The organism is Herbaspirillum sp., from assembly GCF_017744395.1.
Lineage (GTDB): Bacteria > Pseudomonadota > Gammaproteobacteria > Burkholderiales > Burkholderiaceae_D > Herbaspirillum.
Window position 1 is genome coordinate 149,702 of the sequence record NZ_JAGIBI010000002.1, and the last position, 14,202, is coordinate 163,903.

The window sequence follows — 14,202 nt, forward strand, 5'->3', positions numbered from 1 at the left end:
AGTATGAGTTTATTTGACGGCGCCGGCGGTCAGGCCGCGGATCAGCTGGCGCGAGAAGGCGACATACAGCAGCAGGATCGGGATCACTGCCATCGACAGCGCCGCCAGCACCGAATTCCAGTCGGTGGCGTACTGCCCGATGAACTGCTGCACGCCCAGCGTGACGGTGCGGGTTTCCTCGCCGGGCGCCAGGATCAGCGGGAACCACAGGTCGTTCCAGGCCGGGATCATGGTGAACACCGCCACCGTCGCGATCGCCGGGCGGATCAGCGGCAGGATCACCTTGAAGAAGATGGCGATCTCGCCCACGCCGTCGCAGCGCGCCGCATCCTTCAGTTCGGACGGGATCTGGCGGATGAACTCGGACAGGATCATCACCGCCAGCGGCAGGCCTTGCGCGGTGTAGACCAGGACCAGCGCGGTGCGCGTATTGATCAGGTCCAGCGCCACCACCAGTTGCAGGATCGAGACCGTGCCCAGGCGGATCGGGATCATGATGCCGATGGCGATGAAGAAGTTGAGGAAGCGGTTGCCGGGGAACTTGTATTCCGACAGCGCCCAGCCGGCCATGGCCCCGAACAGCACGATCAGCACCAGCGAACCCAGCGTGACCGCCAGGCTGTTGCCGAAGTAGAGCAGGAAGTGGGTGCCGGACAGCACCTTCTCGAAACCGACCAGGGTCAGCGTCTCGGCAGTGGGCAGCGACATCGGCCCGTCGAAGATGGCGTTGCGGGTCTTGACCGAATTGATCAGGATCAGCGCGATCGGGAACAGCGCGATCACCGCGTAGATGCACAGCACGAAGTGCACCCACAGGTGGCCGGCCGGGCCGAAGCTGCGCTGCACCAGCGTCGGCGGCGCAGCCGGCGAGGCGGTTCCGACGTAGGAAGTGGTGGAGGAAGAAGGCATCGGGATATCCTCGCGCTTACAGCGCATAGCGGGTCAGCCTGCGCTGCACCAGGTAGAAGTAGGTGCCGACGCCGGCCAGGATCACCAGGAACATCAGCGTGGCCACGGCCGCGCCCATGGTCGGGCTGCCGATCTGCGCCTGGTAGCCGAAGAAGGTGCGGTAGAAATAGGTACCCAGCAGGTCGGCCGAGTAATTGGGGCCGGCCAGCGCGCCCTTGACCGAATAGATCAGGTCGAAGGCGTTGAAGTTGGCCACGAAGGTGAGGATGGTCACCAGCCCCAGCGTCGGGTAGATCAGCGGCAGCTTGATCTGCCAGAAGATGCGCATGGCGGAGGCGCCCTCGGCGTGCGCGGCTTCCAGAACTTCCTCGGGCACCGCCAGCAGGGCGGCGTAGATCAGCATCATCGGGATGCCGATGTATTGCCATACCGAGATCAGCGACAGCGTCACCAAGGCGGTCGATTCCTGGCCCAGCCAGGGGCCGAACCAATCGGCCAGGCCGACGAAGCCCATCAGCTTTTCGCCCACGCCCCACAGCGGGGACAGGATCAGCTGCCAGATGAAGCCGATGATCACCACCGACAATAAGGTGGGCAGGAAGATCAGCGTGCGGTAGGTGCGCGCGCCGCGCAGGCCCTTCAAGCTGAACAGCGTCGCCAGCAGCAGGCCGATCGGGTTTTGCAGCGCCATGTGGATGCAGAAGAACTTGATGTTGTTCCACATCGCGTTCCAGAAGGCGGCTGACCAGTCGGGGTCGAACAGGATGGTGCGGTAGTTGTCGAGGCCGGCGAAGCTGTTCACGCCGGCGTCGTTGCTGGTGTAGAAGCCCAGGCGCAGCGTATCTGCCAGGGGCAGGGCGCTGAACATGGAATAGATGATGACGGCAGGCGCGAGGAATACCACGAGCTGCCAGGCGCGGACTGTTTTCACTGCGTCTCCTGAGAGAGAGGTCGAAGGCGGGGCCGGACCGGCGTCTTGGCGCGCCCATGCCCGGCCTTCCTTTTCTTCTTGTTTGGATCAGGTCAAATCAAATGGCGCCGCCTGTGAGAGGCGGCGCGGTCGTGCATCCGCTTATTGCTGCGGCTTGTACCACTTGGCGAAACCGGACTGGATCTTGGCGGCGGCATCCTTGGGCGCCAGCTTGCCGTTGAGCACCTGGGAATTGACGTTCCACATCTCGTTTTCCATGCTCGGCGTGCCGCGGTTGAGGATCTGCGAGTTCACGCGGATGGTGGACGCGCAGTTCTTGCGCCACGACAGCATCTGCTTGGCGATCGGATCCTTCACCGAGATCAGGTGGTTCGACAGCGAGAAGAAGCCGGTGACCTTGTTGGTGTAGAGGTCGGCGAACTCCTGCGAACCCAGCCAGGCCAGAAACTTGTAGGCGTCTTCCTTGTTCTTGGACTTCTTGTTGATGCCCATGCCGATGTCGTTGTGGTCGGAGATGTAGCAGGCGTCGCCGGCCTTGGGCACCGGCGGCGGGAAGGCGCCCATGTCCAGCTTGCCGTTGAAGTAGGCGATATCCCAGGAACCGGCCGGATACACCGCGCCCTTGCCCAGCGCGAACATGTTCTGGCTGTCGCCGTAGGTCTGGGCCGAAGCGCCCTTGGGCAGGTACTTGCCCAGCTTGGCCTCATAGTCCCAGGCGGCGACGAATTGCGGGTCGGTGAACTTGGCCTTGCCGGCGATGAGCGCCTTGCGGCCTTCCTCGCCCTTCCAGTAATTGGGGCCGATGCCGGTGAACAGCACCTGGTGCGATTCCCACTGCTCGGAGGTGCCCATCACCAGCGGCGCGTACTTGCCGTTGGCCTTGACGGTGTCGAGCAGCTTGAAGAACTCGGCTTCGGTCTTGGGCGGCTCCAGGTTCAGTTCCTTGAAGATCTTGGTGTTGTAGAAGAAGCCGTGGATCACCGAGGCGATCGGCATGCAGAAGGTATCCTTGCCATCGTCGGTCTGCCATGCGGTCTTCGCCGCTGCCGGGAAGAACTCCATGCCGGGCTTGCCGTCCAGCTTTTCCAGGTGGCCCTTGTTGTACAGCGAGAGCGAGACGTCGAACGGACGGCAGGCCACCATGTCACCGGCGGTGCCGCCGGCCAGGCGCGCGGCCAGGCTGGAGTCGTATTCGGTGGGCGCGGTCGGCGCGAACTTCACGGTGATGCCGGGGTTCTGTTTCTGGAACGCGGGGATCAGCACGGTTTCCCACAATTGCAGGTCGTCCACGCGCCAGCTTTCGATGGTGAGGGTGCCGGCCTGGGCATGTCCTCCGACCGACATCGCCAGGGCGGCGGTGGCGGCCAGCGTGGCCGCTGCGCGTTTCACGAAGGGAAGGGGGGCGTGCTTGTATTGCTTGGTTTGCATCGTTTGTCTCCTGGCGTTGTTGGCTGTTGATCGCTCTTGCCTGTAGGGATGGATACGGCCCGGTTATCGGCGAAGCGAGTCACGATATGGATGGGCAGCGGCGCGACAGTAGCACTGCGAGGCATGTGATGCGAACTTGGCCAGGTAGGTGTCGATATTGGTGTAAGGTGTTGATTTAAATGGGAAAAATAGGAAGTGCCAGAGACCCGCCGATTACGTATCTTTACAGCCCCGGACGGACTCGCGTCGAACCCGCCTCGTGATACGGCGCATCGGCGAATGTGAGTGCGCCGCGCGCCGGCCAATCTAAAGAAATGAAGCCTTACATTTCTTTACAAGAGATGAATTGAATTAATGTTTTCATCTAGGGCCTTCGGTAACGGGAGGCCTGTCGCAAATTGCACCGCGGCAGTTGCCGGGCTATAGTCTTTCCCGGTTTGGAGACACACGGACAGAATGATAAAAATGAAATGCCTCGTCCGCGCGTCGCTCGCATTGGCCTTGCGCCGTTGCGCGACGGCGGCGGTTCCGGCAACCCTTTCCCTGTTGATGCTGGTGGCGCTGGCGGTATCCGCTGCGCTGCCGCTGCCGGCGCGCGCGGCCGCCGGCGCGGCGCCGGCCACGCCGGGTTCGTTGCAGGTGCTGCATTGGTGGACATCGGCCGGCGAGCGCCGCGCACTCAACGTGGTGGTGAACCAACTGGCCAGGCAGAACATCCAGTGGCGCGACGTCCCGATTCCGGGCGGCGCCGGCATGGGCGCCGGCAAGGTCTTGAAGAGCATGGTGCTGGCAGGGCGCGCGCCCGAGGTCACGCAATTGAACGGCGTGATCTTCGGCGAATGGGCCGACCTCGGCTTGCTGCTGGAACTGGACAACGTCGCCGTGCAGGGCAACTGGGAAAAGCAGATGTTCCCCACCGTCTGGGCGCTGCTGAACAATCGCGGGCATGTGGTGGCCGCGCCGCTGGGGATCCACCGCATCAACACGCTGTTCTACAACACCGCCATCTTCAACCGGCTGGGACTGACGCCGCCCAGGACCTGGGACGACTTCGACCGCGTGGCGCAAGCCTTGCGCCGCGCCGGCATCACGCCGCTGGCGCAAAGCGCCGAAGCCTGGCAGGTCGCCACCCTGTTCGAGAACCTGGCGCTGGCCGAAAGCGGCCCGGCTTACTATCGCCGCCTGTTCGTGGAGATGGATCCCGCCGCCTATGCCGATGCGCGCATGATCAGCATCCTCAAGCGCCTGCGCCGGCTGGGGCAGGCGACCGAGCAGCCGCTGCGCGAACGCTCCTGGACCGAGACCGCGCGCAGCATGGCCGACGGCGAGGCCGCCATGTTCATCATGGGCGACTGGGCCAAGGGCGAATTCACCGCCTGGGGCCTGGCGGTGGACCAGCAGTTCGGCTGCGCGCCGGTGCCGGGAACCGGCGACTACCACTTGTACAGCATCGACACCCTGGCCATGTTCGCCGACGACTATTCGCACCAGGCCGCGCAGGAGACGCTGGCGCAGATCGTCACCTCGCCGGCGGTGCAGTCGGACTACAATAAATTCAAGGGCGCCATTCCGGTCTGGCGCACCGCCGATCCGCACATGGACCGCTGCACGCGCGACTCCTGGCGCGCATTCGGCAAGGGCCAGTCGTACCAGGCGCCCAGCCTGGTGCACCGGATGGCCACCGATGAAACGACCAAGGACGTCATCATCGCCGAGGTGCAGCGCTTCTTCCTCGACCGCCAGATGGGCGAGGAACAGGCGCAGCGCCGGCTGGTGTCGATCGCGCGGGCGCTCTCGCGCGGCCGTGGACAATAAGGAACAAGAGACATAGGAAGCATAGCGATGACACGCAAGATATTGATCGTCGACGACGACCAGAAGACCCGCACCCTGCTCAAGGCCTATCTGGAAAAGAACCAGTACGAGGTGCGCCTGGCGCACGACGGCACCGCTTTCCTGGCCGAGTTCCAGCGCTATGCCGATGAGCTGTCGCTGGTGATCCTGGACGTGATGCTGCCCGACACCGACGGCTTCGCCCTGTGCAAGACCGTGCGCCGCAAGTCCAACGTCCCCATCATCATGCTCACCGCCAGCTCGGACGAGACCGACCGCGTGGTCGGCCTGGAGCTGGGCGCCGACGACTACATCGCCAAGCCCTACAGCCCGCGCGAACTGCTGGCGCGCATCAAGGCCATCCACCGCCGCATCGGCATCGACAGCACGGCCGCGCCGCGCTACTACCGCTTCGTCGGCTTCACGCTCGACACCGTCGAACGCACGCTGACCGACAGCGCCGGCGCCGTGGTGGCGCTGACCGGCATGGATTACCAGTTGCTGAAATACTTCGTCGAACACCCGGGCGACGTGCTCGACCGCAACGTCCTGTGCGAAGAGACGCGCGGCCGCGACGCCGGTCCGCTGGACCGTTCGCTGGACGTGCAGATCAGCAAGCTGCGCCTGCGCCTGAATGATGGCGGCCGCCAGCCGCACCTGATCAAGACCGTGCGCGGCGCCGGCTACGTGTTCTCAGCCGACGTCAGCGCGGCCGCCGCATGAGCGGGCGGCCATGAGCGTCAACGAGGGCGCGCCCGCGGCCGCGCAGGAGGAGGCCCCGCAAGCCGCGCCGCCGCGCTCGCTGCGCGCCCGGCTGGCGGCGTTCCTGGATTGGATATTGCCCAACTCGCTGCTGGGGCGCCTGTCGGTGGTGATGATCTTCGGCGTGCTGGTCACGCAGGTGGCCGGCGGCCTGATCTGGGCGGCGCAGTTGCGCACCAAGTCCGAGGCCGAGACCCGCATCGCCGCGCAGCACCTGGCGCACAGCGCGTCGGTGGCGATCCGCTACTTCATGAGCCTGCCTTCCAACTACCGGCCGCTGATGATCCAGCAGCTGCGCGAGATGGGCGGCACGCGCTTCTTCATCAGCGCCAACAGCGGGCCGGTGCCGGTGGCTTCCATCGGCGACAACCCGCTGGCCGCGGTGGCGCTGGATGTGGCCACGCGCACGCTGGCCGAAGACCTGCCCTTCCTGCCGGCGCCGCAACTGGCGTTCGCCTGGCCGGACAGCCTGCAGGTCTCCGGCGACGGCCTGAAGATTTCCGACCTGCCCGAAAGCTGGGTGCAGCACATCCTGCTGGTCAAGCCCAACTCGGCGCCGGTGCTGGTGATCCAGGTGCAGGTGGAAAGCGGCAAGTGGCTCTACCTGGCCGCGCTGATGCCCAATCCCTATTTCCTCGACAGCGGCAATCCGCTGTGGCTGGACCGGCTGGTGCTGCAGGGCTCCTCGCTGGCGGCGATCCTGCTCCTGACCATCCTGGTGGTGCGCTGGACCACCCGCCCGCTGGCGGCGCTGGCCGATGCGGCCGAGGCGTTCGGCAAGGGCGAGACGGTGCCCGAGCTGCCCGGCACCGGCAGCCGCGAATACGTCAAGACCGCGTATGCGTTTTCCGGCATGCGCGAGCGCATCAAGCGCTACCTGGAAGACCGCGAGCGGCTGTTCGTCTCCATCTCGCACGACCTGCGCACGCCCATCACGCGCCTGAAACTGCGTACCGAACTGATGGACGACGACGACATGCGCACCGAATTCCACGACGACCTCGACGAGCTCGACATGATGGTCAAGGGCGCGCTGCAATCGGTCAAGGACAGCGACATCCATGAGAACCGCACCGAGGTGCGCCTGGATACGCTGGTGGCGCGCATGATCCGCGACGCCAGCATGGCCGGCCACGAGATCGCCTTCACGCCCTCCGGCATCAACGTCATGGCCAAGCCGCTGGCTTTGAAGCGCGCCATCGGCAACCTGTTCGACAATGCGCTGCACTACGGCCAGAAGGTCGAGATCGCGATCCGCCATGTGCAGGGGGCGGACGGCGGGCTGGTCGAAATCGAGATCCGCGACCATGGCCCGGGCGTGCCGGAAGACGCCATGAGCACGCTGTTCCAGCCGTATGTGCGGCTCGAACACGGACGCGCCCAGAACAGCGGCGGCATGGGGCTGGGGCTGGGCATCTCGCGCAACATCGTGCAGGCCCACGGCGGAGAACTGCTGTTGCGCAACCATCCCGAAGGCGGGCTGGTCGCCACCATCATCTTGCCGGCGCGGTAAGCGGCGCACGGCATTTCACCTGAACCTTGATAAGGATAGCCATGACCTATATCGCCACCCCTTCCCGCTACGATGGCCAGATGCCCTACCGGCGCGTGGGCAAGAGCGGCTTGCTGCTGCCCGCCATTTCGCTCGGCCTGTGGCAGAACTTCGGCGGTTCCGACAATTTCGAGACCGGCCGCGCGGTGCTGCGGCGCGCTTTCGACCGCGGCGTCACCCACTTCGACCTGGCCAACAACTACGGCCCGCCGGCCGGTTCGGCGGAAGAGAATTTCGGCCGCTGGCTGGCCAAGGACTTCGCGCCCTACCGCGATGAACTGGTGATCTCCAGCAAGGCCGGCTGGCAGATGTGGCCCGGCCCCTACGGCGGCCCCAGCGGCGCGCGCAAGCACCTCATCGCCAGTTGCGAGCAGAGCCTGCGCCGCATGGGGCTCGACTATGTCGACATCTTCTATTCGCATCGCGTCGACCCCGACACGCCGCTGGAAGAAACCATGGGCGCGCTGGCTCACCTGCACCGCCAGGGCAAGGCGCTGTATGTCGGCATCTCGTCCTACTCGCCCGAGCTCACGCGCAAGGCTGCCGCCATCCTTAAGAGCGAGGGCGTGCCGCTGCTGATCCACCAGCCCAATTACTCGATGCTCAACCGCAGCATCGAAAACGGCTTGCTGCAGGCGCTGGACGAGCTGGGCGTGGGCTGCATCGGCTTCTCGCCGCTGGCGCAGGGCATGCTGACGTCCAAGTACCTCAACGGCGTCCCGGAAGGCGCGCGCGCCACCCGCGCGCCGTCGCTGCCGCAGAGGATGCTGTCGCCGGAAAACCTGGCGCGCATCCGCGCGCTGGACGAGATCGCCCAGCGCCGCGGCCAGACCCTGGCGCAGATGGCGATCGCCTGGGTGCTGCGCGATGCCCGCGTGACCTCGGCCCTGATCGGCGCGCGCAATGTCGAACAGCTGGACGGTTCGCTGGACGCCTTGAAGAACCTCGGCTTCAGCGCCGCCGAACTGCAGCAGATCGACCAGCATGCCATCGACGGCGGCGTCGACCTGTGGCGCGTCTCCTCGTCGATCACCTGACAGCGGCCGGCAGCCTTCGCATGTCCCGCACGCATGCGAAGCGGCGCAAATCTCGTTTGAGCGCGGCATCGGCAGGTGCTCCAATGCAGTCATCCCCCCGGCACGATTGGATGTGCCGGGAACAATGCGGATCGACCAGGAGCCTGCCATGCATATGCACCCCCATCTTCCTTATCCGGACAGCGAGGCGGACGGCGTCATCGCGCCGCTGAGCTATCTCGCGGCCGATGCCGTGCGCCCCGTCAGCTACGCGTTCACGCCGCCGCCCGGGCAGCCGTGGGAAAGCGCTTCGTACGAGGCGCGCGACTGCTTCATCGCCGATGCCCGCCGGCAGCAGGGGCTGGCGCTGGACGGCAACGGTTTCCTGCTGGCCGACGCGCCCAGCGCGGTGCGCGATTTCGACGATGAAGACGCGATCGTCGCCACTTATTACGCCGAGGCGATGGAGTTGGCGCTGACGGCCACCGGCGGCACGCACGCCTATGTGTTCGACCACCTGGTGCGGCGGCGCGAAGCCGGCCGCGCCGCGCTGAGCTTCGGCCGCGCATCGGCGGCGGGGCGCGCCGCCGCCAACGGCCGCATCCACAACGACTACACCGAGGAATCCGGGCGCCGCCGCCTGGCGCTGGTGTTGCGCGACTCCGACCTGCTGCCTTTCGTGCAGCATTTTTCCATCGTCAACATCTGGCGCGCCATCAACGGGCCGGTGCAGGACACGCCGCTGGCGGTGTGCGACGCCCGCAGCGTGCAGCCCGCCGAGCTGGTGCGCGGCGAAGTGCGCTATCCCCGGCGCACCGGCGAGATCTTCCAGTTGCGCCATGCCGAGCACCATCGCTGGTCGTATTTTTCGCGGATGGACCGGCATGAGGCGCTGCTGTTCAAGCAATACGATTCGCGCACGCAAGGCGTGGCGCGTTTCACGCCGCATGCCGCGTTCGACCTGCCGGATATCCCGGCCGACGCGCCGCTGCGCGAGAGCATCGAAGTGCGCTGCCTGGTGGTGCACGCATGAGCGCGCCGGCCATTGAGTTCTGGTTCGACTTCGGCAGCAGCTACAGCTACCTGAGCATGATGCGCATCGAGGCCGGGGCGGCGCAAGCCGGCGTCGTCGTCGAATGGAAACCGTTCCTGCTGGGGCCGGTATTCCAGGCGCTGGGCTGGAGCACTTCGCCCTTCGTGCTGCAGAAGGAAAAGGGCGACTACATGTGGATCGACATGCAGCGCCAATGCCGCAAATACGGCCTGCCATGGAAGAAGCCGGGCAATTTCCCGCGCGCCGCGGTGCCCCCCACGCGCATCGCGCTGGCCAATGCCGGACAGCCCTGGGTGGGCGAATTCTGCCGCCACGTGATGCTCCTCAATTTCGCCGAGGACCGCGACATCGATCGTCCTGAAACTGCACTGGAAGTGTTGCGCGATATGGGGTTGCCGGCGCCGGCGTTATGGGAGGAGGCGCAATCCGAGGAGTGGCGCGCCAGGTTGCGCGCGCAGACCGCGGCGGCGCGCTGGCGCGGCATCTTCGGCGCGCCGACTTTCTTCGTCGGGCGCGAGATGTTCTGGGGCAACGACCGGCTGGACGATGCGCTGGCTTGCTGCAAAAGCGCTGCCTAGCTGCGCGCTTCGCCGCAAATCCAGTCGGCCACCTGGCGCACTTCGCGGCGCGGTTCGGCGTCGGCCTGGAGCAGCCAATAGGCGTGGCCTTCCTCGGGCTGCGCGCGCGCCGGCGCCAGCATCGCCAACTGGCCGTTTTCCAGCAGCGGCCGGATCAGTTCCATGCGTCCCAACGCCACGCCCTGGCCGGCCACGGCTGCCTGGATCACCATGTCGTATTGGTTGAAGCGCAGCATGCCGCGCTTTTTCCCTTTGCCTTTGCCGGCGCCGGCGAGGTCTTGCCATTGCTGCCATGAGAGCCAGGCGTTGGGCTGGTCGAATTCCAGCAGCGGGACATCCGGCGGCAATTGCCCGGCGCTGGCGCCGGCCAGCAGCAGCGGGTGCGCCACCGGCGCCACCGATTCACCGAACAGCCGCTGCGCGCCGGGCGGCGCCAGCGCGGCGGTGGTATAGCGGATCGCCAGGTCGATGCCGTCGCGGCGCAGGTCGGCCAGGCTGTCGCTGGCGGCCACGCGCACGTCGATGCCGGGCAGGCGCTGCTGCAGGTGCGCCAGGCGCGGCAGCAGCCACAGGCCGGTGACGCCGATGCTGGCGGTCACCGTCACCGGCTTGGCCGCCTGCGCGCTGCGCAATTCGCCCAGCACATCCTGCAATTGCTGCAGCACCGCGTCGGCGCTGCGGAACAGCCGCTCGCCCTCGGGCGTGAAGGCGATCGAACGGTGGCCGCGCACCAGCAGACGGGTTCCCATGAATTCCTCCAGCGCATGGATCTGGCGGCTGACCGCCGATTGCGTCAGGCACAGGTCTTGCGCCGCCAGCGTAATGCTCATGCGGCGCCCGGCGGCGACGAAGCCGCGCAGAAGGTCCAGGGAGGGCAGTTTCAGCAGTGGAAGAGACATTCCTTGGCGGCATGCGAAAGAGGAAATCTCCATTGAACCACAAGGCGCCTTCGGCTGCAGAAGGCGGGCGTGGAAAGGCAGGCGTCAGCCGGCGGGCTTGCCGGGCGGCAGGATGACCGTCACCGCCAATCCGCCTTCGGCCGAGGTATCCAGCGCGACGCTGCCGCCGTGCTGCTGCACCACCGTTTTCACGATCGCCAGCCCCAGGCCGCTGCCGCTCTGGGTCTGGTCCGGATCGCGGAAGAAACGGTCGAACACGCGCTCACGCATGGCCGGCGCGATGCCCGGCCCGGCGTCCGACACGCCCAGCTGTACGCCCTGCGCCGTCACGCGCACATCCACTTCGACCCGCGAGCGCGCCGGGCTGTACTTGACGGCGTTTTCCACCAGGTTATCGACCAGCGACACCAGCCCTTCGCGCGCGCCGTCCACCCATGCCGTATCGCGCGCATCAAGTTCCAGCTCCACCTCGCGCTCGGCCGCCAGCGGCGACAGCGCCGCCAGCCGTTCCTGTACCAGCGCGGTCAGGTCCAGCGGACGCAGCGGCGCCTCGGTGTGCGTCTCGCTGCGCATGAGCAGCAGCAACTGGCGCACCAGCCGGGTGGCGCGGTTGCCGCTGTTGAGGATGCCGCGCAGCAGTTCGCGCTGGTGGGCGTCGGCCACGCGCGATTGCAGCGCCTCGACGTTGATGCGCATGGCCGCCAGCGGGGTGCGCAGCTCGTGCGCGGCGTCGGCGATGAAAGCGCGTTCGCGCCCGGCGCTCTCGCGCACCCGCGCCAGCAGGTCGTTGATGCAGTCGACCATGTTGCGCAGCTCTTCATGCTTGGGCATCGATTGCAGCGGCGTCAGGTCCTGCGGTCCGCGTTCGGCGACTTCGCGCGCCACCTTGCTCCACGGCCGCAGCGCCACGCGCACCGAGAGCCAGGCCGGCAGCAGCAGGAAGGGCAGGCTGATCAGCAGCGGCAGCACGTAGTAGCCGCGCGAATTGATGTGGATGAAGAAGGTCCAGGCATCGCCCGGTATCACCAGCGAGGCCTCGGTATCCGAGCGCGGCGACCTGGCGGTGCGGCTGCGCCAGAAGCGATCGCCCACGGCCACGCGTTCATTGGTGTCGTAGCGCGTGTTGCGCACGCCCAGGGGCGCATCTTCGGAGGCATAGATCACCTTGCCGTGGCTGCGCACGATCAGGCTGGTCGAGATGTTGGAATCGTTGCCGGCGCCATAATCCTCGCGCAACGCCAGGTCGATCTCGCGCAGGATCTGGTTGCGCGCTTGCGGGCGGTCTTCCAGTTGGTCGGCCACCGCGAGGACGGTGTCGAACACCTTGGTGCCGCCCAGTAATCCGGGGCTGCGCAGGCTTTCCCACAGCACGTAGGTGAGGAAGGCGCACCACAGCAGCGTGAGCAGCAGCAGTTGCGCCAGCATGATCCGCCGCACCAGGGAGGGCGTCGTGATGCGGCGCCACCAGCGGCGCACCATCATTCGCCTCCCTTGCGCAATGCCATGGTGTCGACCACGTAGCCGACGCCGCGCACCGTGCGCACGAAGCCGTCGCCGATCTTGCGGCGCAGGTTGCCCATATGCACGTCCAGCGCGTTGCTGGCGTTTTCATGGGCGCCGGGCAGCGCTTCTTCCTCCAGCAGGCGCCGCGTGACCACGCGGTCGGCGCGCACCATCAGCAGCTTGAGCAGGGCGTATTCGCTGGCGGTCAGTTCTACCGCCAGCCCGTCCACCGTCACGCGCCGCGTCGGCACGTGCAGCGCCAGGCCGCGCACTTCCAGCGTGTCGCCGTCGAAGCCGTAGCTGCGCCGCGCCAGCGCCTTCACGCGCGACAGCAGTTCGGCCAGCACGAAGGGCTTGACCAGGTAATCGTCGGCGCCGCCGTCCAGGCCGCGCAGGCGGTCTTCCAGCGCGTCGCGCGCGCTCAGGATGATGACCGGCAGGTTGTGCCGCTCGCGCCGCAGGCGCGCCAGGATGCGCATGCCGTCGCCGTCGGGCAGGCCGAGGTCGAGCAGCACCAGTTCGCAGGCGCCGGCCTCGAGCTGGCGCAGCGCGTCTTCCTGCTGGCGCACCCATACCACGTCGAAGCCATGGTCGGCCAGCGCGATGCGCACGCCGTTGCCGAGGTCGAGGTCGTCTTCTATCAGGAGGATTTTCATGCCGCGAGTGTATACGCGGCGCGTGAAGAATGGCTGAAGACGGGGCGACGGCGCCCGGTTGCGCGGGCGGCTTCATTTTTCCTTCATGTCCGGTTCATCGGGGCTTCATGCTCGGATTCCATACTGCGCTGCAACGGGGCCTGGCCTCGCCTTCATCCATTCCACGACTGAACCAAAACTGAAAGGCATTCCATGAGAAGTATCGAATCGTGCCGGCCGCAGCGCTCGCGGCGCGTCCCTTCGGCAGCATTGCGCGTCCTGTTGCAACCTTGCCCGCCGCTGGCGCTGCTGGCGGTCGCTGCGCTGGCGGTATTGGCCGCGCCTGTCCAGTCCGCCGAAGCGTCCAAGGCGCCCCAGGGCGACGTGCTCACGCTGGGCGCGGGCGTGGCGTTCGGCCCGCGCTATTCCGGCTCCGACCAGAACCGCACCGGCCTCGGGCTGACGTTCGACTATGCGGCGTCCAATGGCTTCTTCATCGGCACCACGCGCGGGGCCGGTTATGGCGGCCACGCCGGCAAGATCGACTACAGCGTCGCCCTGGGCTATCGCGAAGGCCGCAGGGACAGCAACCAGAGCAGCTTCATGGGCCGTACCGGCAGCGACTATCTGCGCGGCATGGGCGAGATCAAGGGTTCGGCCACCGCGCTGCTCGGCCTGGGCTATACCGTCACCGACTGGCTGCGCCTGGGGCTGCAAGCCGAAGTGCCGCTGTCCCAGCGCGACAACGGCAGCGCGCTGCATTTCGGCGCCAGCAGCCCGTTCTACAGCAGCGGCTCCGACGAGCTGACGCTGGGCCTGACCGGCAGCTGGGGCAACCGCAAATACGTGCAGACCTACTACGGCGTGACGGCGGCGCAGTCGGACGCATCCGGTTTCCGCCAGTACACCGCCAAGTCGGGGATCTACGCCTACACGCTGCAACTGGGCTGGAAGCACAAGTTCGACGCCAACTGGAGCCTGATGGCATCGGCCGGCGCCATGCAGCTTGCCGGCGACGCCGGCAACAGCCCCATCGTCAAGCGCAAGACGGCGCCGATGGGCAGCGTTTTCATCACCTACAGCTATTGATGCGAACCGGATG

General features: G+C 66.5%; 13 protein-coding genes. 7 read left to right on the top strand and 6 right to left on the bottom strand.

The window, feature by feature from the left end; translation table 11 throughout:
* Positions 1-9: 9 nt before the first annotated feature.
* From J7548_RS06530 to J7548_RS06540, 3 genes are all read right to left on the bottom strand, one after another.
* Positions 10-909: a carbohydrate ABC transporter permease gene (locus J7548_RS06530; RefSeq protein ID WP_290972028.1), complete on the bottom strand. Its 900-nt coding sequence runs from the start codon at positions 907-909 to the stop codon at positions 10-12.
* Between the two features lie 16 nt (positions 910-925).
* Positions 926-1,840 carry a sugar ABC transporter permease gene (locus J7548_RS06535; protein ID WP_290972031.1) on the bottom strand — a complete coding sequence of 305 codons (915 nt, stop codon included), beginning with the start codon at positions 1,838-1,840 and terminating at the stop codon, positions 926-928.
* A gap of 141 nt (positions 1,841-1,981) precedes the next feature.
* Positions 1,982-3,184: an ABC transporter substrate-binding protein gene (locus J7548_RS06540; protein WP_290973303.1), complete on the bottom strand. Its 1,203-nt coding sequence runs from the start codon at positions 3,182-3,184 to the stop codon at positions 1,982-1,984.
* A gap of 633 nt (positions 3,185-3,817) precedes the next feature.
* On the opposite strand from J7548_RS06540, the gene J7548_RS06545 reads away from it, so the two are divergent.
* The 6 genes from J7548_RS06545 to J7548_RS06570 all read left to right on the top strand — a co-directional run bounded on the left by J7548_RS06545 (position 3,818) and on the right by J7548_RS06570 (position 10,063).
* Positions 3,818-5,083, top strand: coding sequence for an ABC transporter substrate-binding protein (locus J7548_RS06545; RefSeq protein WP_290973306.1), 1,266 nt, complete (start codon positions 3,818-3,820; stop codon positions 5,081-5,083).
* Positions 5,084-5,110: 27 nt separating this feature from the next.
* Positions 5,111-5,824: a response regulator transcription factor gene (locus J7548_RS06550; protein ID WP_290972034.1), complete on the top strand. Its 714-nt coding sequence runs from the start codon at positions 5,111-5,113 to the stop codon at positions 5,822-5,824.
* Positions 5,825-5,834: 10 nt separating this feature from the next.
* Positions 5,835-7,376, top strand: coding sequence for an ATP-binding protein (locus J7548_RS06555; RefSeq protein ID WP_290972037.1), 1,542 nt, complete (start codon positions 5,835-5,837; stop codon positions 7,374-7,376).
* A 41-nt stretch (positions 7,377-7,417) separates the two neighbouring features.
* Positions 7,418-8,452, top strand: a complete 1,035-nt coding sequence (gene mgrA, locus J7548_RS06560; RefSeq protein ID WP_290972040.1) for an L-glyceraldehyde 3-phosphate reductase — start codon at positions 7,418-7,420, stop codon at positions 8,450-8,452.
* A gap of 148 nt (positions 8,453-8,600) precedes the next feature.
* Positions 8,601-9,464 carry a CmcJ/NvfI family oxidoreductase gene (locus tag J7548_RS06565; protein ID WP_290972043.1) on the top strand — a complete coding sequence of 288 codons (864 nt, stop codon included), beginning with the start codon at positions 8,601-8,603 and terminating at the stop codon, positions 9,462-9,464.
* Complete coding sequence (locus J7548_RS06570) at positions 9,461-10,063, top strand: 2-hydroxychromene-2-carboxylate isomerase (RefSeq protein ID WP_290972046.1); 603 nt, start codon at positions 9,461-9,463, stop codon at positions 10,061-10,063. Before J7548_RS06565 ends, J7548_RS06570 begins: the two co-directional genes overlap by 4 nt.
* Here J7548_RS06570 and J7548_RS06575 read toward each other — a convergent pair.
* The 3 genes from J7548_RS06575 to J7548_RS06585 all read right to left on the bottom strand — a co-directional run bounded on the left by J7548_RS06575 (position 10,060) and on the right by J7548_RS06585 (position 13,121).
* Positions 10,060-10,962, bottom strand: a complete 903-nt coding sequence (locus tag J7548_RS06575; RefSeq protein WP_290972048.1) for a LysR substrate-binding domain-containing protein — start codon at positions 10,960-10,962, stop codon at positions 10,060-10,062. The two genes, J7548_RS06570 and J7548_RS06575, sit on opposite strands and share 4 nt — an antisense overlap.
* A gap of 84 nt (positions 10,963-11,046) precedes the next feature.
* Positions 11,047-12,444 (bottom strand): ATP-binding protein, encoded by a 1,398-nt coding sequence (locus J7548_RS06580; RefSeq protein WP_290972050.1) that lies wholly within the window; start codon positions 12,442-12,444, stop codon positions 11,047-11,049.
* Entirely contained in the window at positions 12,441-13,121 is a 681-nt protein-coding gene (locus tag J7548_RS06585) for a response regulator (RefSeq protein ID WP_290972053.1), read from the bottom strand. The genes J7548_RS06580 and J7548_RS06585 overlap by 4 nt, the downstream gene beginning before the upstream one ends.
* A 192-nt stretch (positions 13,122-13,313) precedes the next feature.
* Here J7548_RS06585 and J7548_RS06590 point away from each other — a divergent pair, with 192 nt between their 5' ends.
* Positions 13,314-14,189, top strand: coding sequence for a MipA/OmpV family protein (locus tag J7548_RS06590; protein ID WP_290972056.1), 876 nt, complete (start codon positions 13,314-13,316; stop codon positions 14,187-14,189).
* The last annotated feature ends 13 nt before the right edge of the window (positions 14,190-14,202 follow it).